The 21,236-nt window shown below is 74.3% G+C and carries 16 protein-coding genes and 1 pseudogene; 12 read left to right on the forward strand and 5 right to left on the reverse strand.

Annotated elements, in window-relative coordinates:
- The first annotated feature begins 43 nt into the window (after positions 1–43).
- The 4 genes from G7Z13_RS27410 to G7Z13_RS27425 all read left to right on the forward strand — a co-directional run bounded on the left by G7Z13_RS27410 (position 44) and on the right by G7Z13_RS27425 (position 3,900).
- Entirely contained in the window at positions 44–721 is a 678-nt protein-coding gene (locus tag G7Z13_RS27410; RefSeq protein WP_166002891.1) for a PDZ domain-containing protein, read from the forward strand.
- A 108-nt stretch (positions 722–829) separates the two neighbouring features.
- Positions 830–1,456, forward strand: coding sequence for a LysE family translocator (locus G7Z13_RS27415; RefSeq protein ID WP_166002892.1), 627 nt, complete (start codon positions 830–832; stop codon positions 1,454–1,456).
- Between the two features lie 292 nt (positions 1,457–1,748).
- Entirely contained in the window at positions 1,749–2,897 is a 1,149-nt protein-coding gene (locus tag G7Z13_RS27420; protein WP_166002893.1) for an aminopeptidase P family protein, read from the forward strand.
- A gap of 58 nt (positions 2,898–2,955) precedes the next feature.
- Complete coding sequence (locus G7Z13_RS27425; RefSeq protein ID WP_166002894.1) at positions 2,956–3,900, forward strand: aminoglycoside phosphotransferase family protein; 945 nt, start codon at positions 2,956–2,958, stop codon at positions 3,898–3,900.
- Between the two features lie 56 nt (positions 3,901–3,956).
- On the opposite strand, the gene treZ is transcribed toward G7Z13_RS27425, so the two are convergent.
- Entirely contained in the window at positions 3,957–5,702 is a 1,746-nt protein-coding gene (gene treZ / locus G7Z13_RS27430; RefSeq protein ID WP_166002895.1) for a malto-oligosyltrehalose trehalohydrolase, read from the reverse strand.
- Between the two features lie 173 nt (positions 5,703–5,875).
- On the opposite strand from treZ, the gene G7Z13_RS27435 reads away from it, so the two are divergent.
- The 3 genes from G7Z13_RS27435 to G7Z13_RS27445 all read left to right on the forward strand — a co-directional run bounded on the left by G7Z13_RS27435 (position 5,876) and on the right by G7Z13_RS27445 (position 8,378).
- Complete coding sequence (locus G7Z13_RS27435; RefSeq protein WP_166002896.1) at positions 5,876–6,427, forward strand: DUF1707 and FHA domain-containing protein; 552 nt, start codon at positions 5,876–5,878, stop codon at positions 6,425–6,427.
- A gap of 62 nt (positions 6,428–6,489) precedes the next feature.
- Positions 6,490–7,890 carry a M14 family zinc carboxypeptidase gene (locus G7Z13_RS27440; protein ID WP_166002897.1) on the forward strand — a complete coding sequence of 467 codons (1,401 nt, stop codon included), beginning with the start codon at positions 6,490–6,492 and terminating at the stop codon, positions 7,888–7,890.
- A complete protein-coding gene (locus G7Z13_RS27445; protein ID WP_166002898.1) occupies positions 7,887–8,378 on the forward strand; it encodes an SSI family serine proteinase inhibitor in 492 nt (163 codons plus the stop codon). The genes G7Z13_RS27440 and G7Z13_RS27445 overlap by 4 nt, the downstream gene beginning before the upstream one ends.
- Before the next feature lie 376 nt (positions 8,379–8,754).
- Here the strand turns inward: G7Z13_RS27445 and G7Z13_RS27450 are convergent, their stop codons facing one another.
- On the reverse strand, positions 8,755–10,002 hold the full coding sequence (locus G7Z13_RS27450) for a M14 family zinc carboxypeptidase (protein WP_166002899.1): 1,248 nt from the start codon (positions 10,000–10,002) through the stop codon (positions 8,755–8,757).
- Between the two features lie 133 nt (positions 10,003–10,135).
- Positions 10,136–11,539 (reverse strand): dihydrolipoyl dehydrogenase, encoded by a 1,404-nt coding sequence (lpdA, locus tag G7Z13_RS27455; protein WP_166002900.1) that lies wholly within the window; start codon positions 11,537–11,539, stop codon positions 10,136–10,138.
- 58 nt (positions 11,540–11,597) lie between these two features.
- On the opposite strand from lpdA, the gene G7Z13_RS34155 reads away from it, so the two are divergent.
- Both G7Z13_RS34155 and G7Z13_RS27460 read left to right on the forward strand, forming a co-directional pair.
- Entirely contained in the window at positions 11,598–11,723 is a 126-nt protein-coding gene (locus G7Z13_RS34155) for a hypothetical protein (protein WP_277347418.1), read from the forward strand.
- Positions 11,720–12,811, forward strand: a complete 1,092-nt coding sequence (locus tag G7Z13_RS27460) for a LysR family transcriptional regulator (RefSeq protein WP_240926359.1) — start codon at positions 11,720–11,722, stop codon at positions 12,809–12,811. The genes G7Z13_RS34155 and G7Z13_RS27460 overlap by 4 nt, the downstream gene beginning before the upstream one ends.
- Here the strand turns inward: G7Z13_RS27460 and treY are convergent.
- Positions 12,732–15,092: a malto-oligosyltrehalose synthase gene (gene treY, locus G7Z13_RS27465; protein ID WP_166002901.1), complete on the reverse strand. Its 2,361-nt coding sequence runs from the start codon at positions 15,090–15,092 to the stop codon at positions 12,732–12,734. The two genes, G7Z13_RS27460 and treY, sit on opposite strands and share 80 nt — an antisense overlap.
- Before the next feature lie 127 nt (positions 15,093–15,219).
- Positions 15,220–17,337 carry a glycogen debranching protein GlgX gene (gene glgX, locus G7Z13_RS27470; protein ID WP_166002902.1) on the reverse strand — a complete coding sequence of 706 codons (2,118 nt, stop codon included), beginning with the start codon at positions 17,335–17,337 and terminating at the stop codon, positions 15,220–15,222.
- 184 nt (positions 17,338–17,521) lie between these two features.
- Between glgX and G7Z13_RS27475 the strand changes: the two genes are divergently transcribed.
- From G7Z13_RS27475 to G7Z13_RS27485, 3 genes and pseudogenes are all read left to right on the forward strand, one after another.
- A complete protein-coding gene (locus tag G7Z13_RS27475) occupies positions 17,522–18,376 on the forward strand; it encodes a Tat pathway signal sequence domain protein (protein WP_166002903.1) in 855 nt (284 codons plus the stop codon).
- Positions 18,377–18,666: 290 nt separating this feature from the next.
- Positions 18,667–19,766: pseudogene (locus G7Z13_RS27480) on the forward strand (copper amine oxidase).
- A gap of 110 nt (positions 19,767–19,876) precedes the next feature.
- The gene (locus G7Z13_RS27485; protein ID WP_166002904.1) at positions 19,877–21,127 is read left to right on the forward strand and encodes an SAV2148 family HEPN domain-containing protein; all 1,251 of its coding nucleotides are present in this window, start codon (positions 19,877–19,879) and stop codon (positions 21,125–21,127) included.
- Positions 21,128–21,236 lie beyond the last annotated feature (109 nt).

A 21,236-nucleotide genomic window follows, 5' to 3' on the forward strand; every position in this document is an offset into this window, starting at 1 on the left:
CGCGCGCGGGTGCCCCGGGTAGAGCACCAGCCGGAGGCGATTGATGGAACAGAGTGCGCTGCGTCCCAAGCCGATGCCCGGTCAGGAGCCCGGCGGCGGCACAGGCCGCCCCGCCGGCTCCGTCCGGCGCCCGCACGCGGTGCGCCGGGGCGGCCGGCGGCTCACGACCCTGCTGCTCGGCCTGTTCGCCGGGACGGCCCTGCTGCTGTCCGGGGTCGGCCTCGGCACGGTCGGGGCCACCGTGATCGGTGTGAGGACCCTCGCGGAACTCCAGCAGCGACCGGGCCAGACGGGCCAGACGGGCCAGTCGGATCAAGCAGACCAGGCAGACCGGGCCGGCCAGTCAGGCCAGACGGGGCAGAGGGGTGAGCCGGGGCGGCCGGTGCGGCCGGGCACGCGGTCCGCGCCCGCACGCCCCGGCGCGTCCGCGTCACCCGCGCCCGCCCCGTCACCCGCCAGGGCGATCCTCGGCCTGGAGGTCGTGGACGCGGGGACGTCCGGCGCCCAGGTCGTCGGGGTCCACATGCCCGGCCCGGGATACGCGGCGGGCCTGGTCCGCGGCGACGTCCTGCTCACCTTCGACGGCATCCGCGTCGACTCGGCGGCCGACCTGGTCGAGGCCGTGCACCGGGCCCGCCCCGGCGAGCGCGTCACGCTGACGGTGCGCCACCGGGGCGGCGGCCACCGGCGGCTCACGATCGTTCCCGGCGTCCTGACCTGACCGCGCGGGGCACCACGCCGGGGAGGAGCCGGTACGGGCCGCGGCGGTGCGCGTCACGCGCCGAAAACCACTGGTCGGCCCCCGCCGCGCGGAGCGACGATGAGCCCCATGCTGAGCACCCTCCTCGCCTTCCTCGGCGCCTGCACCCTGATCGCGGCCTCGCCCGGACCGAGCACCGTGCTGATCATCAAGCAGTCGCTGCGCAGCCGCCGCTCCGGCTTCCTGACCGTGCTCGGCAACGAGACCGGCGTCTTCGTCTGGGGCGTGGCCGCCGCCTTCGGCCTCACCGCCCTGCTGACCGCCTCCGAAGTGGCGTACGACGTGATGCGCGTCGCCGGCGCGGTCGTCCTCGTCTGGTTCGGCGTCCAGGCCCTGCGCCAGGCCCACCGGATGCGGCACACCGGCGAGGCCGCCGAGGTCTGGCAGGACGTCGAGCGCAGCGGCTGGTCCGCCTACCGCGCGGGACTGCTGCTCAACCTCGCCAACCCCAAGGCGGCCGTCTTCGCGCTCTCCTTCCTCCCGCAGTTCGTCCCGGAGGGCGCCCCGCACCTGCCCGCCATGGTCGGCCTCGCCGCCGTCTGGGCCGTCTTCGAGATCGGCTACTACGGCCTGTACGTGTGGTTCGTCGGCCGGATGAAGGCCTTCCTCTCCCGCGCCGGGGTGCGCCGGCGGCTGGAGCAGGTCTCCGGCGGGGTGCTGCTCGTCCTCGGCGTCCGCATGGCCCTCGACAGCTGAGCCGCCACCGCGGACCCCCGCCGTGACGAGGAACCGCCGCCAAGGCCCCGCCTCCCGCAGCCGCGCACCCACCCGCCGCAGCCGCGCACCCATCCGCCCCCACCGTGCACCCTCCCGCCAAGGGCCGTGCACTCTCCCGCCGCGGCCGGATCTCCCGCCGCGGCCGGACCCCCGTCCGCCAAGGCCGCGCCCCCGTCCGCCGTCCGTGAAAGCGCCACGCACCGGCTCGCGCGGCCCCCGCTGTCCGGGCAGGATGCTGCCCGTGGTTCCCGCACCCGCCGAGGAGGCCCGGATGACCGGCAGCAGCACACCCGCGGGCAGGGGCGCGGCCGCGCCCTTCACCGCCGACGACTACCGGGCCCGCATGGAGCGCGCCGCGCGGGCCGCCGCCGACGCCGGGCTGGCCGGGCTGCTCGTCGCCCCGGGGCCCGACCTCGCGTGGCTCACCGGCTACGCGCCCACCGCGGTCACCGAACGGCTCACCCTGCTGGTCCTCGCCGTCGGCCGGGACCCCGTCCTCGTCGTCCCCACCCTGGAGGCGCCCGACGCCGAGAAGGCCGCCGGCGCGCCCGCGCTGACCCTGCGCGACTGGACCGACGGCAAGGACCCCTACGCCGCCACCGCCGCCCTCCTCGACGCCACCGGCACCTTCGGCATCAGCGACAACACCTGGGCCATGCACCTGCTCGGCCTGCAGAAGGCGCTGCCCGGCACCTCGTACGCGTCCCTCACCGAGGCCCTGCCCATGCTCCGCGCGGTCAAGGACGAGGCGGAACTGCGTCTCCTGGCAGCTGCGGGGGCCGCCGCAGACGCCACGTTCGAGGAGATCCGGAAGGTTCCCTTCGGCGGGCGCCGGGAGTCCGACGTCGCCGCCGACCTCGCCGGCCTGCTGCGCCGCTTCGGTCACCAGCAGGTCGACTTCACCATCGTCGCCTCCGGCCCGAACGGCGCCAATCCGCACCACGAGGCGGGCGACCGGGTCATCGAACGCGGCGACATGATCGTCCTCGACTTCGGCGGCCTCAAGGACGGTTACGGCTCCGACACCTCCCGTACGGTCCACGTCGGCGAACCCACCGACGAGGAGCGCCGGGTCCACGACATCGTCCGTGAGGCGCAGGAGGCGGGGTTCCGCGCGGTGCGGCCCGGTGTGGCCTGCCAGGAGGTCGACCGGGCGGCCCGCGCGGTCATCGCCGACGCCGGGTACGGCGAGTACTTCATCCACCGCACCGGCCACGGCATCGGCGTCACCACCCACGAACCGCCGTACATGATCGAGGGCGAGGAACAGCCCCTGGCGCCCGGCATGTGCTTCTCGGTGGAGCCCGGCGTCTACCTCCCCGGCCGCTTCGGCGTCCGCATCGAGGACATCGTGACCGTCACCGAGGACGGCGGCCGCCGCCTGAACGACACCCCGCGCGAGATGGTGACAGTGGACTGAGACCGACGCGGTCCGCCCTCCCCTCCCCGTACGCCCGCACACGACAACGGCCCCGACCATGACCCAGGCACCGACACCCACCGCGGACACCGTCCGCCGACTCGTCCGTTCCCTGCTCAAGGAGGGTGCGGGCACCGCCGCAGGCCCCGACGTCCGGCCGGTCGCCGACGGCGAGGACGCCGTCACCTGGTGGGTCGGCACCCGCCATGTGCTGCGGCTCGCCCCCGACGCCGACGCGGCCGTCCGGCAGCGCCGCGAACTACGGCTGCGCGACCTGGTCCGGCCGCACCTCCAGGTCGCCGTGCCGACCAGCGTCGCGCACGGCGAGTGGGCCCCGGGCCTCACCTACACGCTGGACACCAAGGTGCCCGGCGGCTCCGGGGAGCGGCACGAGGTCTCCGCCCTGGGCGAGGCCGACCTCGCCGGGCTCCTCACCGGTCTGCGCGAGGTGCCGCCGCGGCAGGCGGAGGCGCTGGGCGTGCCGCGCACCGCCCCGCGCTCGCTGGAGGCGCTGCGCCGGGCCGCCGTCCAGGCCGTCGAACGCCTGGCCGACGCGGACGAGTTCGACGCGGCGCGACTGCGGCAGCTCACCCCGCCCGCCGCAGGCCAGCTCGCCGCGCAGCCCGGCGGAGCGGTCCTCGTCCACCACGGGCTCACCGGCGCGCACCTGGTGGTGAGCGCCGACGGCAGGGTGCGCGCGGTGCTCGGCTGGGCCGACGCGGTCATCGGCGACCCGGCCGAGGACATCGCCGGGCTCGCCCGCGCGGTCGGCGCCCCCGCCGCCGTGCGCGCCGCGACCCTCGCCGGCTACGGCGCCCGCCCCTGCCTGCGCGGCCTGTGGCTGGCTCGCTGCGACTCCGTCCGCCACCTCGCCGAAACCCTCTCCGGCCGCGCCCGTACGCCCTTGCCCCTCCTGCGCGCCGAGCTGCGCCGCGCGTGGGAGCCGATCCTGCTGGAGCGGGTGACGGACCTGCGGGAGGACGTCACGGGCGACACCCTCTGAGGGGCGTCTCGCCGGTCACGCCGGGCCGGGTACGACCCGTACCCGGCCACCCCCGCTCACGGCTGCGCCAGCACCACGCACGACTCCGCGGGCACCCGCAGCACCCCCTGCGCGTCGGGGCCGTCCACCGGCTCCCACGCGGCGAGGATCTCGGCCGGGCGGGTGCCCAGGGGGATCACCGCGGGCTTCCCGGCCAGGTTCACGGCCACGCACACGTCGCCGCGCCGGAAGGCGAGCCAGCGGGCCTCCTCGTCGTAGGCCACCTTGATGTCCGACAGGTCGGGGTCGGTGAGGTCGGGCTGCCGGTGGCGCAGGGCGATGAGGCGGCGGTACCAGGCGAGCACGCGCGCGTGGGGCTCGCGTTCCGGCTCCGACCAGTCCAGGCACGACCGCTGCCGGGTCGCCGGGTCCTGCGGGTCCGGGACCTCCTCCTCGGCCCACCCGTGCGCGGCGAACTCCCGCCGCCTGCCCCGCCGTACCGCCTCGGCCAGATCGGGGTCGGTGTGGTCGGTGAAGAACTGCCAGGGCGTGCCCGCCGCCCACTCCTCGCCCATGAACAGCATCGGCGTGAACGGCCCCGTCAGCGTCAGCGTGGCGGCGCACGCCAGCAGCCCGGGGGAGACGAGCGAGGCCAGCCGGTCGCCCTGGGCCCGGTTGCCGACCTGGTCGTGCGTCTGGCTGTAGCCGAGCAGCCGGTGCGCGGCCACCCGAGTGCGGTCCAGCGGACGCCCGTGCCGCCGGCCGCGGAAGCTGGAGTAGCTGCCGTCGTGGAAGTACCCGCCCGTCAGGGTCTTGGCGAGCGCCTTCATGGGGGCGCGCGCGAAGTCCGCGTAGTAGCCCTGCGACTCACCGGTCAGCGCCGCGTGCACGGCGTGGTGGAAGTCGTCGTTCCACTGCGCCTGCAACCCGAAACCGCCCTCCGCGCGCGCGGTGACCAGCCGGGGATCGTTCAGATCGGACTCCGCGATCAGGAACAGCGGCCGGCCCAGGTCCGCCGCCAGGGCGTCCACCGCCGTGGACAGCTCCTCCAGGAAGTGGCACGCGCGCGTGTCCACCAGCGCGTGCACCGCGTCCAGCCGCAGCCCGTCGATCCGGTAGTCCCGCAGCCACGCCAGCGCGCTTTCGATCAGGTACGCGCGCACCTCGTCCGAGCCCGGCGCGTCGAGGTTCACCGCCGCGCCCCACGGCGTCTGGTGCGTCTCGGTGAAGTACGGGCCGAATCGCGGAAGGTAGTTGCCCGACGGGCCCAGATGGTTGTGGACGACGTCCAGCACCACGCCGAGACCCAGCTCATGGGCCCGGTCGACAAAGCGCTTCAGCGCCTCGGGGCCGCCGTACGGCTCGTGCACCGCCCACAGCGACACCCCCTCGTACCCCCAGCCGTGGCGCCCGGGGAACGGGCACAGCGGCATCAACTCGACGTGCGTCACGCCCAGTTCGGCCAGGTGTTCCAGCCGTCCGGCCGCCGCGTCCAGCGTGCCCTCGGGGGTGTACGTGCCCACGTGCAGCTCGTACAGGACCGCGCCCGGCAGCGGGCGGCCCGCCCACTCCGTACGCCACGCGTACCGCCCCTGGTCGACGACCGCGCTCAGCCCGTCAGGCCCGTCCGGCTGGCGGCGCGAGCGCGGGTCGGGCAGGACGGGACCGTCGTCCGGCGCGAAGCCGTACCGGGCGCCGTCCCGCGCCTCCGCCTCGGCGATCCACCACCCCGCGCGCTCGGGATCGCGCTCCATCGCGTGCGTGACTCCCTCGCAGTGGAGCGTCACTCGGCCGGCCTGCGGTGCCCACACCTCGAACTGCACGGACGGTTCCCCTTCGTCTGCCCACGGTGACGTAGCCCGTCCATGGTGCGTCAAAAGAGATCAATCCGCTTTTGCATCTTCCCTTTTGCGCCGGGTGTCGTCGGATACGCGCACGGGAGCGCCGATTCAGTGATTTCTGGACACCTGGGGTTCACTGACCGACAATCGCCAGCGTGACGTCGTCTTTCGAGTTCCCGGCCTCCCTGCCGCGCCCCTCGGACGCGGAGCGCGATCAGGCGCTGAAGGTCCTGCGTGACGGCGTCGCCATGGGCCGTCTGTCCCACGACACCTTCATCCGGCGGATGGAACTCGCCCTCGCCGCCCGCCGCTCCGACGAGCTGGCCGCGCTCACCGCGGACCTGCCCACCGAGAGCCGGTTCTCCCGGATCGTGTTCGGCACCGTCGAGGCCGTGTCCGGCTTCGGCGAGCGGCTGCGCCGGGCCTGGCAGGCCGAGCGGCTCCCGAAGCTGCTGCTGCCCCACCCGTCGGCGGGCGGCTGCCTGCGCATAGGCCGCGACCCCGCGAGCGGGCTCAGACTGACCCACGAGACGGTCTCGCGCGCGCACGCCGAACTCAGCCGCCAGGGCGGCATGTGGATCCTCCGCGACCTCGGCTCGACCAACGGCACCACCGTCAACGGCCGCCGCGTCATCGGCGCCACCGTCGTCCGCGAGGGCGACCAGGTGTCCTTCGGGCAGGTCGCGTTCCGGCTCGCCGCGCACTGAGACGACGGTCAAATCACGGCCCCGGTCGCGGTGTTGACGTACACCCGAAGTCGTGACTGACTGTGCCTACACCACATACACCAGGTGAACCGACGGCGCCACGGAGGTGTGCTCTGCCGCCCCTCCGCCGTTACCCGACCGTCGACGAGCTGGGCGCGCGGGCGGCCGCCCTGGTCGCCCGGCACCCGCGCGACGCCCGGCTGCGCCACGTCGGCACCTCCCGCGCGGGCACGCCCCTGTGGCTGCTCTCGGTCGGCCACGGCGCCCGCCAGGCCCTCGTCGTGGCCGGTCCGCACGCCAACGAGCCCGTCGGCGGGGCCACCGTGCTGCGCCTGGCCGAGCGCGCCCTCGCCGACCCGAGCCTGACCGAGGGCGCCGACGCCACCTGGAACCTGCTGCTGTGCCTCGATCCCGACGGGCTGCGCCGCAACGAGGGCTGGCTGGGCGGCCCGTACCACCTCGGGCGCTACTTCCGGCACTTCTTCCGCCCCGGCTTCCTGGAACAACCCGAGTGGCTGCCCGACGGTGCCGCCGCCGCGGCCCTGCCGGAAACACGTGCCCTGCTCGCTCTCCAAGACGAGCTGAAACCTTTCTTCCAGTGTTCTCTGCACGGCGTCGACGTCGGCGGCGGCTTCGTCGAACTCACCCGTGACCTGCCGGGACTCGCCCAGCGCGTCGCCGACATCGCCACCCGGCTGGGTGTCCCGCGCGAACTCGGCCCCTACGACACCCTTCACTGGCCGAACCTCGGCCCCGCCGTCTACCGCATCCCCCCGCCCCGTCCGGGCGACCGGGCCGCGGCCATCACCGAGGCCGCCGTCGAGTCCACCTGGTTCCACCCGCACCGGTACGGCACCGTCACGGCCGTCGTGGAGGCGCCCATGTGGGGCGTGGCCGCCGTCGAGGACGCCTCCGTGCCCGCCGACCCGGAGGCGGTGCTGCGCACCGTCAGCCGCACGCTGCGGCACGACATGCGGCTGCTGCGGGAGCTGCTGGCCCGCCTGGCCCCGTACGCCGCGGACGCGCCGGACGCGGACCGCCTGCGGCTGCCCGTCGACGACTACCTGCTCGTCGGGCCCGGTCTCGCCGACGCCTGGGACCCGGACAGCGCCCACCGGACCCGGCCCCTGCCGCCGCCGGACGCCGGTCACCTGACCGCCCTGCGGATCGCCGGGCGCCGGCTCGCCCTGCGCACGGGCGGACTGCTGCACCAGCTCGTCACCCGGTCCGGCCGTGACCCGGCGGGCGTGCTGCCCGAGCTGGACCGGCTCCTGGACGCCTGGTGCGCCGACTACCGTGACCGCTGCGGCGCCGCGTGGGTCCCGGTGGCCCGCCAGGCCGAGTACCAGTCCCGCGTGGTGCTCGCCGCGTTCGAACTGGCCGCGCGGCAGGCACCCGCGCGGTTCCGTTCGGGTGAGCCGGACTGGGGTTCCGAGCCCGTCGTGCCGATGCACCGGGAATGACGCACACCATCACAGCGAAGGCCGCCCGCCGCCGGCCGCGGGGTACGGCCGTGACGGCGGCCGCCCTGTTCACCGTCCTCGCCGCCACGGCGGCCCCCGCGCGGGCGATGGCCGAGCCGGCCGCTCACATCGGTCCCAGCACCTGGCTCCAGCTCACCGTCACCAGGGACGACATCCCCACTCCGGGTCCCGGCTTCTCCCTGCGGCCCGGACCGCGACCCGTCGGCGACACGCGCGGCACCCTGCTGCTGTGCGACCCGCCGCAGGGTCACACACGGGCCGCCGAGGCCTGCGCCCAGCTCGACGCCGCGGCCGGCGACATCCGCCGCTTCCCGCTGAGGGACGCCGCCTGCCCGATGCTCTACGCACCGGTGACCGCGGAGGCGCGCGGCGAGTGGCAGGGGAACCCCGTCGACTACCGGGAAACCTTCCCGAACGCGTGCGCGATGGAGGCGGTGACGGGCGTACTGTTCGCCTTCGACGCCTGACGCGGCGCGGCGCGCGTGTGCCGTCGGGTCCGACTCGCGCGGCGCGCGTGCGCCGTTCGGTCTGACTCGGGCGCGGCGTCGGTGCCCGGTGTCCGCGGGCTCCGCGGGAGCTTGGTTCGGGCGGAGCGGTCGGGCCGGGGACCCGGTGAGACCGGTCGGCCACGCGTTCCGCTCGGGGGAGTCGCCAGTGCACTACCCGGGCGGGGCGCCGGCCTGCCGGTGGGACCGGGCCGGGGCGGGCCTCGGGTCGGCCTCGGGGCACAGGGAGAGGAGAGCGGTCCTGGTGCGGCTTCACCAGCGCCTGCGTGGGGGTGGGGGCGTCAGGCCTCGGGAACCGGCATGGGGGCGGCCCGGCGCGACTCTGCCTCCGCCCGCGTCACGCCGCGCGTTCGCGCGCGTGCAGGGCCGCCGCGACGACCGTGCGGGACTGGTGCTCGACCTGGTGCCGCAGGGGGACCCAGCGGGCGCGGAAGCGGTCCGCGAAGGCCTCGCTCCAGGTGGTCACGAGCCGTTCCAGCCGGGGCACCGCGCGGTCGTCGGCCTCGCGCAGGACCCGCAGCAGCATCGCCGCGGCGCGCAGCGGCAGCCGCCGGGCGAAGGCGTCCACGCTGCCGACGTACGCCATGGTGTGGTCGGCGGGCGGTGTGTGGATCAGGTCCGCGGCCAGGCCCGGCACCAGCTCCAGCACCCATCGGGCGGCCCGCAGCAGGGGCCCGTCGAGGCCGTCCAGGCGGGGCAGCGCCTCGGTGAGGACGGCCTCGACCTCCCGCGCGTCCCGCAGCAGCCGCTCCGCCAGCCGCCGCAGCGCCGCCGCCGGGGCGGGGTGCGGCGCCGGATCGTCCACGAGGTCGCTCGCCCACATCGGCACCTCGACCACCGCGGTCAGACCGCCGTACCGGTGCGCGTGGTACCAGGTGCTGTGCCGGGCGTCGTCCGGCAGGCTCGGATACGCGATCGAACCGGGCGCCGGCATCACGTGCACCCCGGGGCCCGACGCGGGCCAGCCGGCGGCGTCCGACGCGCCCGTCTCCACCGGGATGTGCAGCTCCGCCGCCGACTTGGCGAACGGTTCCGCGAGCCCCGGTATGTCCCGGGTCAACTGCACCCAGCTGCCGCCCAGGTCGGTCCCGTGCAGGGTCACCTGGAGGTAGGGGCGCAGCTCGTCGATCACCCCGGTCAGGGCGCGCGTCTCGGGCGGCAGCCGGTCCGGGGGCAGCACGGCCGGCGACCACTCCGGCTGCTCGGGTCCGGCGGGCCGGAAGAAGCCGCGGTGGTAGTCGAGCAGGCTGCGCGGCGCCGGCGTCACGTGCAGGCTCGCCCCGTCCGGGTCCGCGCACAGCAGGAAGTGCCAGGACGTCCCCGACCGCAGCGACGGTTCGGCCACCACCCGCTCGGCGAGCGCGAGGAGCGTGGAGCCGCCGGCCGGCTCGTTGGCGTGGGCGCCCGCGACGACGAGCACCGCGCGCCGCGCACGGCCGACGGACAGCACGTGCAGCGGGCGCCCCGCGCGGGAGGTGCCCACCTCGCGCAGGGTGCACAAACCGGGGTGCGACGAGGCCAACGCGCGCGCGGAGACGAACAGTTCCGCCACAGTGGGATAGCGCAGCTCCGGCAGGTGACTCACCCCCGTTTGTCCGCCCGGCTCGCACCGGCAGTACCGCACGGTCCGGGGGCGGTGTCAAGGCGACGAGAGGGGAGGCTCCGGGGGGCGCTCGCGTGCACGTCCGGCCTGTGCGCGGGGGCGCGCGCCCCGGTGGTCACTGCTGGTGCAGCCCCCGTCCGGCGAGGGTCAGGAACGCCTCGCCGACCGCCTCCGACAGCGTCGGGTGGGCGTGCACGTGCCGGGCGACGTCGGCGGGCTCCGCGTCCCAGCCGACGATCAACTGGCTCTCGGCGATCATCTCGGACACGTGCGGGCCGACCAGGTGCACGCCCAGCACCCGCCCGCCGCCCGCCTCGGCGACGACCTTCACCGTCCCGCCCTGCCCGTGCACCATCCCCTTGGCCACGGCCGTCAGCGGCATCGTGTTCACGGCCACCTCGTGCCCCCGCGCGCGTGCCTCCGCCTCGCTCAGGCCCACCGACGCGGTCTGCGGCGACGAGTACGTCACGCGGGGCACCGCCGCGTAGTCCACCGGCGCGGACGCCACCCCCGCCAGCGTCTCCGCCACCAGCAGGCCCTCGGCGAACGAGGCGTGGGCCAGCCCGAGGGAGGGCGGGGGCAGCAGGTCGCCCACGACGTGCACCCCGGGCACGGCCGTCTCCAGCCGGCCCCAGTCCGCCGGTACGACGAATCCCCGCTCGTCCGTCGCCAGGCCGGCGGCGGCCAGGTCCAGGCCGTCGGTGACCGGGACCCGGCCGACGGCCACCAGCAGCCGCTCGGCCTCCACCGCGCGGACCTCTCCGCGGGCGGTGCGCACACGCGCGCGGACGCCGTCCGCCACCACCTCCGCGTCCAGCAGCCGTGCGCCGGCGCGCACGTCGATGCCGCGCTTCTTCAGACCGCGCGCCACATGCCGGGAGACGTCGGCGTCCTCCAGCGGCAGGATCCGGTCGGCGGCCTCCACGAGGGTGACCCGCGCGCCCATGGAGCGGTGGAACGAGGCGTACTCGACGCCGATCGCGCCGCCGCCCAGCACCAGTACGGAGTCCGGGAGCGCGGGCGCGAACAGGGCGTCGTCACTGGTCACCACGCGCCGCCCGTCCGGAGTGAGTCCCGGGAGCGTGCGCGGGCGTGAGCCGGTCGCGAGGACGATCCCACGGCGCGCGGAGAGGTCGTGCACGCCGTCCACCCGGACCGAGCGCGTCCCCGTCAGCCGCGCGCTGCCCCGCACCACCCGCACCCCCGCGTGCGCCAAGTGCGCCTCCACGCCCCTGTGGTTGCGGGCCACGATGTCGTCCCGGGTGGCGACCAGCGCCGGCCAGTCCACCGCCTCCAGGGTCGCCTTCACCCCCCACCGCTCACGTGCCTCCGCGATCCCGTCCACCAGTTCCGCCGCGTGCAGCATCGCCTTGCTGGGGATACAGCCGCGGTGCAGACAGGTCCCGCCCACCTTGTCGCGCTCGACGAGCACGACCTCGAGCCCGAGGGCCGCGGCGCGCAGGGCGGTGCTGTAACCGCCGGTGCCGCCGCCGATGACGATGACGTCCGCTGTGTCCATGGGCCCAGCCTCCGCCCGGCCCTTGCCATGCGTCCAAGGCAATGTTCTTGTGGATCCGATGAACGACGTTTATGGCAGCGGGCACGCGCACGGCCACGGCCACGAGCACGGGCGGCACTGCGACCCCGACCCCGACCCCGGCCCCGCCCCCGACCCCGCACACGGCCAGGAGGAGCCGGCATGAGCCTGCGTCAGATGGAGTACTTCCTGACCGTGATCGAGGAGGGGTCCTTCACCCGCGCCGCCGAGGTGCTGCACGTGTCACAGCCCGCGCTCTCGCACCAGATCAAGGCCCTGGAACGGTCCGTCGGCGGCGCGCTCCTGGAACGCCTCCCGCGCGGAGTGCGGCTGACGCCGATGGGCCGCGCCTTCCGCCCGCACGCCGAACTCGCGGTCCGCAGCGCCGCCCAGGCCCGCCGCGCGGCCCGCGCGACCGCCGGCGCGGAGGGCGGTGAGCTGCACATCGCGGCCGTCCACGCGCTCGCGGTCGGTGTCCTGCCGGAGGTGTTCGCGCACTGGGGCGCCACCCACCCGGACGTGTTGCTGCGCCTGCACGAGTACGCCGAGACCGCCTCCCTGAGGGACGCCGTCGAACGCGGCACGGCCGATCTCGCCATCGGCCCGTCGCCCGCCGACTGGCCCGGCAGCCTCGTGCCCCTGGGGGAGGAGGAGATCGTCCTCGTCGTGCCGTTCGACGACCGCTTCGCGGGCCGTACGTCGGTGTCGCTGCCCGAACTGGCGGACCGGCCCTGGGTCCGCTGCGCCATGGAACCCCTCGTCCAGGGCGAGCGGGTCCTCGACTGGGCCTGCCGCCGGGCCGGCTTCACGCCCCGTACCGCGGTGTGGACCGAGCACAGCTCCACGGCGGTGCGGATGGCCGCGGCCGGCGCCGGAGTGTGCGCCGTGCCCTCGCACGTCGTCCGCGGCGCCGTCGGCGAGGACTGCGTGGTGCTCTCGCACGAGCCGCCCTGGAAGCGGCCCCTGAGCCTGTTCTCGCGCGTGCCCCCGACCGGCGTCACGGAGACCTTCGCCGACCTCCTGCGCGCCCGCCTCCCACCCGAGGCACCCGTCACCCCCGCCCCCGCCCCGGCCCTCGCTCCGACCTCGGCCCCGGCACTCTCTCCGGCCGCCCCGGCCCCGCCCCCGGCGCACCTCCCTCCGGCCGCCCCGGCCCCGGCCTCCCCGCCGTCGATCAATCCCCGTCGCCCACCCGCTCCAGCAGCGCCACCGGAAGGTGCTCGAACAGCTCCTCCACGCGCGCGTGCCCGGTGAACTCCCGCCCGCCCGGGGTCAGCGCGTCGGCCCAGCGGCCCGGCGGCAGGGCGAGCCGGGTGTCGCGCCAGCCGCCCGCCTCGGCCAGGCGGAGTGACAGCCGGGTGACCGCGGTGACGGCCTGCCCGGAACGCGCGTACGCCAGCACGTGGTCCGCCGCGGGCCCCTCGGCGGCCAGCGGCGCGTACGACGCCGTCTCCCCGAAGACCTCCGGCCGCCGCGCCCGCAGCCGCAGCGCCGCGGCCGTCACCGCGCCCTTGACGCCGGGGTCCTCGGGCGGGAACCGCACGAGCCGCCGGTTGTCCGGGTCGACCAGGCTGCGGCATTCGGCCTCCGTGCCCTGGTACACGTCCGGCACCCCCGGCATCGTCAGATGCACCAGCGCCACCCCCAGCACGTTCGCCCGGATGTGCGGCTCCAGCTCGCGGCGCAGCGCGGCCATCCGCTCGCCCGGCGCCCCGCACGGCCCCGCCGCCACGAACGCCGCCACGGCGTCCTCGTACGGCGGCTCCTGCTCGGTCCAGCTGGTGTGCATCCCGGCCTCGCGCACATGCTTCAGCAGCGCCTCCCGCACCCGCTCCGGGTCCGCCGGGCCCAGCCCGAAGACGGTCTGCCAGGCCGCCCAGGCCAGCTGCCCGTCCGGGGCGCCCGTGTCGGCCCGGCTCACCTCGCCCAGCGCCTCCGACCAGCGCTCCGGGCACTCGGTGAGCACCATGAGCGCCGCCCGCACGTCCGCGCTGCGCTTGGTGTCGTGCGTGGAGACGACGGTCCCGGTGACCGGCCAGTCGCGCTGCACCCGCGCGCAGTACGCGTGGAACTCCCCGGGGGACACCGCCGGCCGCCCCGGATTCCCGCCCACCTCGGTGGCCGACAGCAGCGGCACATAGCGGTAGAACGCCGTGTCCTCCACCGACTTCGCGCGCAGCGCCGAGGCCGTCTGCGCGAACCGGGTGCGGAACTCCAGCCGGTCCGGCCCGTCGCCGTACTCCCCGAGCAGCAGCCCGCGCACGACGTCGACCACCCCGGCCTCCTCCGGCACGGCGAACGCCTCCCGGGCCCCGGCCGCGTGCTCCTCGGTGACGACCAGGGCGGCGTCCTCGGACTCGTAGGGCCGGTACACCTCCAGGCGGACCAGGAGCTCGCGCAGCGCCGTGCGCAGCGCCCAGGGCGCCCGGTCACGCAGCGCCGGATCCGGGGAGGCGGCGCACAACCGGGTCACCACGCGGGTCAGCCGGTCGAGTTCGGTGGCCAGCTCGTGCTCCAGGACCCGGTGGGCCGCCCGCCGCGCGGTGGCCTCCCAGTGCCCGCCCCGGTCGGTCTGCGGGGCCGCGAACCGCCGGTAGCGGGAGAGCAGTTCCGCGGCGCCCGCCGGGTCCGTGAACACGCCGTCCACGTGCCGCAGGGCGTCGTAGCCCGTGGTGCCCGCGACCGGCCAGGCGGCGGGCAGCCGCTCGCCGTCCGACAGGATCTTCTCGACGACCGTCCAGCGGCCCCCGGTCGCCTCGTGCAGCCGCCGCAGGTAGCCGTCGGGGTCGGCGAGCCCGTCGGGGTGGTCCACGCGCAGCCCGTCCACGACCCCCTCGCCCAGCAGCCGCAGCAGGGTCGCGTGCGTGGCGTCGAACACCTCGGGGTCCTCCACGCGGACCCCGATCAGCTCCGAGATGCTGAAGAACCGCCGGTAGTTCAGCTCCGTGCGGGCCAGCCGCCACCACACGGGCCGGTACCACTGGGCGTCCAGCAGCTGCGGCAGCGGCAGGTCCTCGGTGCCCTCCCGCAGCGGGAAGACCTGGTCGTAGTAGCGCAGCACGTCGCCGTCGGCGGTCAGGTGCGTCAGCTCCGTGCCGAGCGGACCGCCCAGCACCGGCAGCAGCACCTGGCCGCCCTGCGCCTCCCAGTCGATGTCAAACCACCGCGCGTACGCCGACTTCGGCCCCTCCCGCAGCACCTCCCACAGGGCCCGGTTGTGCCGCGGGGCCATCGCCATGTGGTTGGGCACGATGTCCACGACCAGGCCGAGACCGTGCTCCCGCGCGGTGCGGGACAGCGCGCGCAGCCCGTCCTCGCCGCCCAGTTCGCCGCGCACGCGCGCGTGGTCCACCACGTCGTAGCCGTGCAGCGAGCCGGGGACGGCCTCCAGGACGGGGGACAGGTGCAGGTGCGAGACGCCGAGCGAGGCCAGGTACGGCACGGCGGCCGCCGCGGCGGCGAACGGGAACTCGGGCGTGAGCTGGAGCCGGTACGTGGCCGTGGGCACCGTGGGGTGAGCTCGCTGAGGGGTCATGCAGAGCTACGTACCCGCCCCGCCGCGTTTCGTGTCATCGTCCCCCGCCGGGCGGCGGGCACATGGGCCGGACGGGGTACGGCGCGCGCGGGGCGGTGTACCCCGGACGCGCGCCGTACCCGGTCCCTCAGGCGGGCCGCTGCAGCACCGTCAGGCTCCGGTCGACGAGCCGCAGCCGCTCCCCGGCCGCCACCTTCGCGCCCGAGCCCGGCGGCACCCCGTCCGGGCGGGCGGTGTCGACGACGACCTGCCACTGGCGGCCGTGGTTGACCGGCACCAGGAAGTCCAGCGCCTTGGGGGAGGCGTTGAACATCAGCAGGAAGGAGTCGTCGCTGATGCGCTCCCCGCGCGGACCCGGCTCGGAGATGGCGTTGCCGTTGAGGAACACCGTCAGGGCCGAGGCCTGCGCCGACTCCCAGTCCCGCTGGGTCATCTCCCGGCCGTCGGGGGTGAACCAGGCGATGTCGGACAGGTCGTCGTGGGTGCCCTCCACGGGCCGGCCGTGGAAGAAGCGCCGGCGGCGGAAGACGGGGTGGTCCTTGCGCAGCCACACCATCGCCCGGGTGAACTCCAGGATCTCCCGGGGCAGGCCCTCGCCGTCCGGCCATTCCACCCAGGACAGCTCGCTGTCCTGGCAGTAGGCGTTGTTGTTGCCGCGCTGGGTGCGGGCGAACTCGTCGCCGTGGCTGATCATCGGCACGCCCTGGGACAGCATCAGCGTGGCGATGAAGTTGCGCATCTGCCGCGCGCGCAGCTCCAGCACGGCCGGGTCGTCGGTCTCGCCCTCCGCCCCGCAGTTCCAGGACCGGTTGTGGCTCTCGCCGTCGCGGTTGTCCTCGCCGTTGGCCTCGTTGTGCTTGTGGTTGTACGACACCAGGTCGTGCAGGGTGAAACCGTCGTGGCAGGTGACGAAGTTGATCGAGGCGAGCGGACGCCGGCCGTCGTCCTGGTAGAGATCGGACGAGCCGGTCAGCCGGGAGGCGAACTCCGCGAGGGTGCGCGGCTCGCCCCGCCACAGGTCACGCACGGTGTCGCGGTACTTGCCGTTCCACTCGGTCCACAGCGGCGGGAAGTTCCCCACCTGGTAGCCGCCCTCGCCCACGTCCCACGGCTCGGCGATCAGCTTCACCTGGGACACGACCGGGTCCTGCTGCACCAGGTCGAAGAAGGACGACAGCCGGTCCACCTCGTGGAACTGGCGGGCGAGGGTGGCGGCGAGGTCGAAGCGGAAGCCGTCGACGTGCATCTCGGTCACCCAGTACCGCAGCGAGTCCATGATCAGCTGGAGCACGTGCGGGGAGCGCATCAGCAGGGAGTTGCCGGTGCCCGTGGTGTCCATGTAGTAGCGGGGATCGTCCGCGAGCCGGTAGTACTGCGGGTTGTCCAGCCCCCGGAAGGACAGGGTCGGGCCCAGGTGGTTGCCCTCGGCCGTGTGGTTGTAGACCACGTCGAGGATGACCTCGATGCCCGCCTCGTGCAGGGCGCGGACCGCCGACTTGAACTCCAGCACCTGCTGTCCGCGATCGCCCCAGGAGGCGTACGCGTTGTGCGGGGCGAAGAAGCCGATCGTGTTGTAGCCCCAGTAGTTGTTGAGGCCCATGTCGACCAGCCGGTGATCGTTCACGAACTGGTGCACGGGCATCAGCTCCAGTGCCGTCACGCCCAGTTCGGTAAGGTGTTCGATCAGCGCCGGGTGGGCCAGTGCGGCGTAGGTGCCGCGCAGCTCCTCCGGCAGCCCCGGATGGCGCATGGTGAGGCCCTTCACATGCGCCTCGTAGATCACCGTCTTGTGGTATTCCGTGCGGGGCGGCCGGTCGTCGCCCCAGTCGAAGTACGGGTTCACCACGACCGAGGTCATGGTGTGCGGGGCGGAGTCCAGGTCGTTGCGCCGGTCGGGCGCGCCGAAGTGGTAGCCGTACACCTCCTCGCCCCAGTCGATCGTTCCGCTGATCGCACGCGCGTACGGGTCGAGCAGCAGCTTCGCCGAGTTGCAGCGCAGCCCGCGCTCCGGGGCGTAGGGGCCGTGCACGCGGTAGCCGTACCGCTGCCCCGGCATCACGCCCGGCAGGTACGCGTGCCGTACGAACCCGTCACTCTCCCGTAGTTCCACCGCCGTTTCCGAGCCGTCGTCGTGCAGCAGACACAGCTCTACTCGGTCCGCGGCCTCCGTGAAGACCGCGAAGTTCGTGCCGGCGCCGTCGTAGGTGGCGCCGAGTGGATACGCCTCTCCAGGCCAGACCTGCATGGATACGACTCTTCCAGGTGTGCCGCGCGACGAGGGGTGCCTTGGGTCCGAGTCTCCTTCGAAAGTGAGGGAACCTTCCCTGCCCTCTTTCCCTCTTACCGGGCGACCAGTGCATACGCGTCTGCACGAACAAGCGGGGCACCGACGGACGTACTCCCAGTACACGGGGGAGCAGGGGGACGATGTGCGCGAGACAGTGCGCCGCCACCTGGGCAAGGTGGTGGCCGGAACGGGGATCGCGGTCGCGGGGACCGCGCTGATGGTCGGGACTGCCCTGCCGGGCACGGCCGGGGCGGAGGACTCGGCCGGGGGGCCGGGGGCCGGCCGCACGACCGGACAGGCGGCCGCGGGGCAGGCGCCGGGCGGCCCGGAAGGACAGGGCGGCCCGGACGGACAGGCCGCGGTCGAGCCGGGCGTCGTCGAGGAGGCGCCGGCCGAGGGCGAGAAGGGCACGGGGCGGGACCCGCTCACCGACGACGAGGCGAAGCGGGTCGAACGGATCGCGCTCAGCCCGCAGCTCGTCCGCTCCGGCGAGGACGTCGACGGGGACCGCGGGCCGCAGCCCGTCGGAGTCGAGCTCGCCGATCCGGAGGCCGGCGAACTCGACGACCCGGGCGCGCCCCGGCGCGCCGAGGTGAGCTTCTACGACTACAAGGGCGACACCCTCGTCACCCGGACGGTCAACCTGGAGACCGGCAAGGTGGAACGGACGGACACCCAGCGGGGCGTCCAGCCGCCGCTGAGCCGGGCGGAGGAGACCGAGGCGGCCCGGCTGCTGCTCGCCGATCCGCTGGGCGCGGAACTGAAGGCGGACCACAGAGACGCCACCGGTGAGGAACTGACCTCGCCGGACCAGCTCGTGCTGCACAGCATGATCTACGACGCGGCACCCGGTGCCCAGCCCGCCGCTTGCGACCCGTGCGGTGAGCACCGCTGCGCGCGGCTGTACCCGAAGGTCAAGAACGGCCCGTGGATCGACGCGGGGCACCTGGTGATCGACCTGAGCACGCGCAAGGTCACCGCGCTCGACCGCGACTGAGCCCATCGAGGGTTCACTTCGCCACCTCACCTCCAGAGGACCTGCTCTCCCATGAGGGCTTGCTTCTCCTGTAAGGGAGTCGATCTCTGATGTCTGCGAGAAGAATCAGCCGTGCCCGTACGCGGGCCGCCACAGGACTCGCCCTCGCCACGCTGGCCGCCGGAACCGCGGCCGGGCCGGCCGCGGCCGAGACCGCCGCCCAGCCCAAGGCCGCCCCCGCGGCGCCCGCCGCCGACTGCAGCGCGGCTTTCCGGATCGAACAGAAGCTCGCCTCCGGCACCACCTGGCGGATGTGCTGGCGTCCCGAGCCGCGCGAGGGGATCGTTCTGGAGGACATCTCCTATCAGCCGCCGGGCGAGGCCCGCCTGATCAAGGTCCTCAACAGCGCCAAGCTCGCCCAGATCCATGTGCCGTACGACGACGGCCACAGCGAGTTCGACGACCTGACGGACTACTTCTTCGGCAAGGGCTTGCTGGAGATGTCGCCCGGCGAATGCCCCGGCGGCACCATCAGGACCGTCAAGGTGCCCGGCTCCGCCGCCGTCAAGGGCCTGTGCACCACCACCCGCGCCCGCGGCCACGCCTACCGCTACCAGCCGGACACGGGCAGGTTTTACCAGAAGCAGGGCAGGGACCTGCTCGTCTACAGCGTCAACGAGGTCGACTGGTACGAGTACATCACCGAGTGGCGCTTCTCCGACGACGGCACCATCTCCATGAACGTCGGCGCGACCGGCAGTCTCTCGCCCCACGACTACGACGCCGGCGACGGCCGCGGGTGGCCGGTCGGCAAGGGCGCCGCGGCGAAGGCGACCAGTCACAGCCACAACGTCTTCTGGAAGCTCGACTTCGCGCTCGACGGTTCCTCCAAGACGAAGATCGAACAGTACGACTCGACGGTCAGCCCGCCCGGCCAGGGCCGCCCGGGGCCGTCCAACAAGACCACCCGCACCAAGGTCACCAAGGAACGCGCCGGCGACATCAAGAACATGCGCTGGTGGCGCGTGGTCAGCACGGCCGGCAAGAACAAGGACGGGCACCGCGGTCGTACGAACTGGTGCCCGGCCCCACCGCCAAGTACCCGGGCCGTGCCTTCACCAAGCACGACATCTACTTCACCGAGTACAAGAAGTGCGAGCAGTACGCCAGTGACAACCCGCACGACTGCGGTCCCGGCGGCGGCCGGTCGGTCGACAAGTGGGTCAATGGGCAGACCCTCACCCGGCCCGTGGTCTGGATGAACATCGGGTTCCACCACATCGCCCGCGACGAGGACCAGCAGCCCATGCCGGTCCACTGGCAGGGCTTCTCCATCTCGCCGCGCGACGTCACCGCTATGAATCCGCTCACTCCGAAGGAGCTGGCGGGCGAGAACGGCCAGCCGGACTAGGCAGGTTGAGTAAAGGTCCGCCTCCATCGGGCTGCACCGCCGACCGCTCCCGGAGTACCCTTCCTTGATCGTTGACACGGGAGTGGCGGTAAGTGGAAGGCGGTGCGCGGGTGGGCTCGGGAGGGCTGGAGCTGCCCCCTGGTGACGAGGCTGGTCACGAGGGGAACTCCACAGACGTCCCGCCCGGCACGGTGTCCCTGGCCAGGCCGATGGAGACGGGCTCCATCGGCCCGGAACTGGACTGGGACGCCGACGCCTGGCGCGAGGTGCGCACCCGCGCCCAGCGGGCGGGCCGGGCGTACATCTGGCTGAACCTGGTGGAACAGCGGCTGCGCGCGGTGGTGGCCGCCGTGCTGCGACCCATCTACGAACCCGTCCACGGCGACGACTGGGTGGTCGCCGCCGCCGGACCGGCCGGCCAGGAGTGGGTGCAGCGCGCGGTCGCGGTCCGCGAGGTCAGCCGCCGCAAGGGCTATCTGCTCGACCCGGCCGACGACAACGTCCTCAGCTTCCTCACCCTGCCGCAGCTGCGCGAGCTGATGGTGCAGCACTGGCCGTGCTTCGAGCCGTACATCGACGAGCGCCGCGACGTCGAACTCGCGCTTGACGAACTGGAGGTGACCCGCAACGTCGTCTCCCGCAACCGGGCGCTGTCCGAGGCCGTGCTGAGCCAGGCCGAGCGGGCCTCGGCGCGGCTGCTGGAGATCCTGGGCGCGGGCGGCGACGTGCCGTCGGCGCGCCGGCTGCCCGTCGACGCGGTCGAGGACCTGGTCGGCGACCGGTACGCCGACGTGGTCGCCGTCCACCCCGACCGGGTCCGGCTGCTGCGCCAGTTCCCGGCCGAGGACATCTTCGGCCGCGCCCGCCGCCTCGACGCCATCGGCATCGGCCTCAACCTGCTCGTGCAGAACTTCTCCGGGCGGCGCCTGGTCCGTCTCGCCGAGGCCGGCTGCCGCGTCCGGCTGCTGTTCCTCAACCCGGCCTCCAGCGCCGTCAAGCGGCGCGAGCGCGAACTGGGCATCAAACGCGGCGAACTGAGCCGGGCCGTGGAGATGAACATCCTGCACATGCGCCGGGTGCGGGCCCGGCTGCGCGACCCCGGCGCCTTCGAGATCCAGGTCTTCGACGAGACCCCGCGCTTCACCGCCTATCTCGTGGACGGCGACGGTTCCGACGGCATCGCGGTCGTGCAGTCCTATCTGCGCCGGACGCGCGGCATGGAGGCGCCCGTGCTGGTGCTGCGCGGCGGCAGCCGGGTGGTCAGGGCGGACGACCCGGAGGGGACGCTGGACGGCGGCCTCTTCCCCACCTACCGGGAGGAGTTCGAACTGGCCTGGGCCGATTCGCGGCCTGTGTCGTGAAATGCGGCCTGTGGTGGGGAACGCGGCTCTTGGCGCACCGTTAAGCGGAAGGCGGTCCGCCGATTGTCAGTGGCGCATGCGAGGGTGGAGACCACTGGGGGAGAGCACC

Origin of the sequence: Streptomyces sp. JB150 (assembly GCF_011193355.1) — a bacterium.
GTDB lineage: Bacteria > Actinomycetota > Actinomycetes > Streptomycetales > Streptomycetaceae > Streptomyces.

Coding starts and splice junctions, on each gene's coding strand:
- G7Z13_RS27410 (WP_166002891.1), top strand. CDS start 44: ATGGAACAGAGTGCGCTGCGTCCCAAGCCGATGCCCGGTCAGGAGCCC.
- G7Z13_RS27415 (WP_166002892.1), top strand. CDS start 830: ATGCTGAGCACCCTCCTCGCCTTCCTCGGCGCCTGCACCCTGATCGCG.
- G7Z13_RS27420 (WP_166002893.1), top strand. CDS start 1,749: ATGACCGGCAGCAGCACACCCGCGGGCAGGGGCGCGGCCGCGCCCTTC.
- G7Z13_RS27425 (WP_166002894.1), top strand. CDS start 2,956: ATGACCCAGGCACCGACACCCACCGCGGACACCGTCCGCCGACTCGTC.
- G7Z13_RS27445 (WP_166002898.1), top strand. CDS start 7,887: ATGACGCACACCATCACAGCGAAGGCCGCCCGCCGCCGGCCGCGGGGT.
- lpdA (WP_166002900.1), bottom strand. CDS start 11,539: ATGGACACAGCGGACGTCATCGTCATCGGCGGCGGCACCGGCGGTTAC.
- G7Z13_RS34155 (WP_277347418.1), top strand. CDS start 11,598: ATGAACGACGTTTATGGCAGCGGGCACGCGCACGGCCACGGCCACGAG.
- G7Z13_RS27460 (WP_240926359.1), top strand. CDS start 11,720: ATGAGCCTGCGTCAGATGGAGTACTTCCTGACCGTGATCGAGGAGGGG.
- treY (WP_166002901.1), bottom strand. CDS start 15,092: ATGACCCCTCAGCGAGCTCACCCCACGGTGCCCACGGCCACGTACCGG.
- glgX (WP_166002902.1), bottom strand. CDS start 17,337: ATGCAGGTCTGGCCTGGAGAGGCGTATCCACTCGGCGCCACCTACGAC.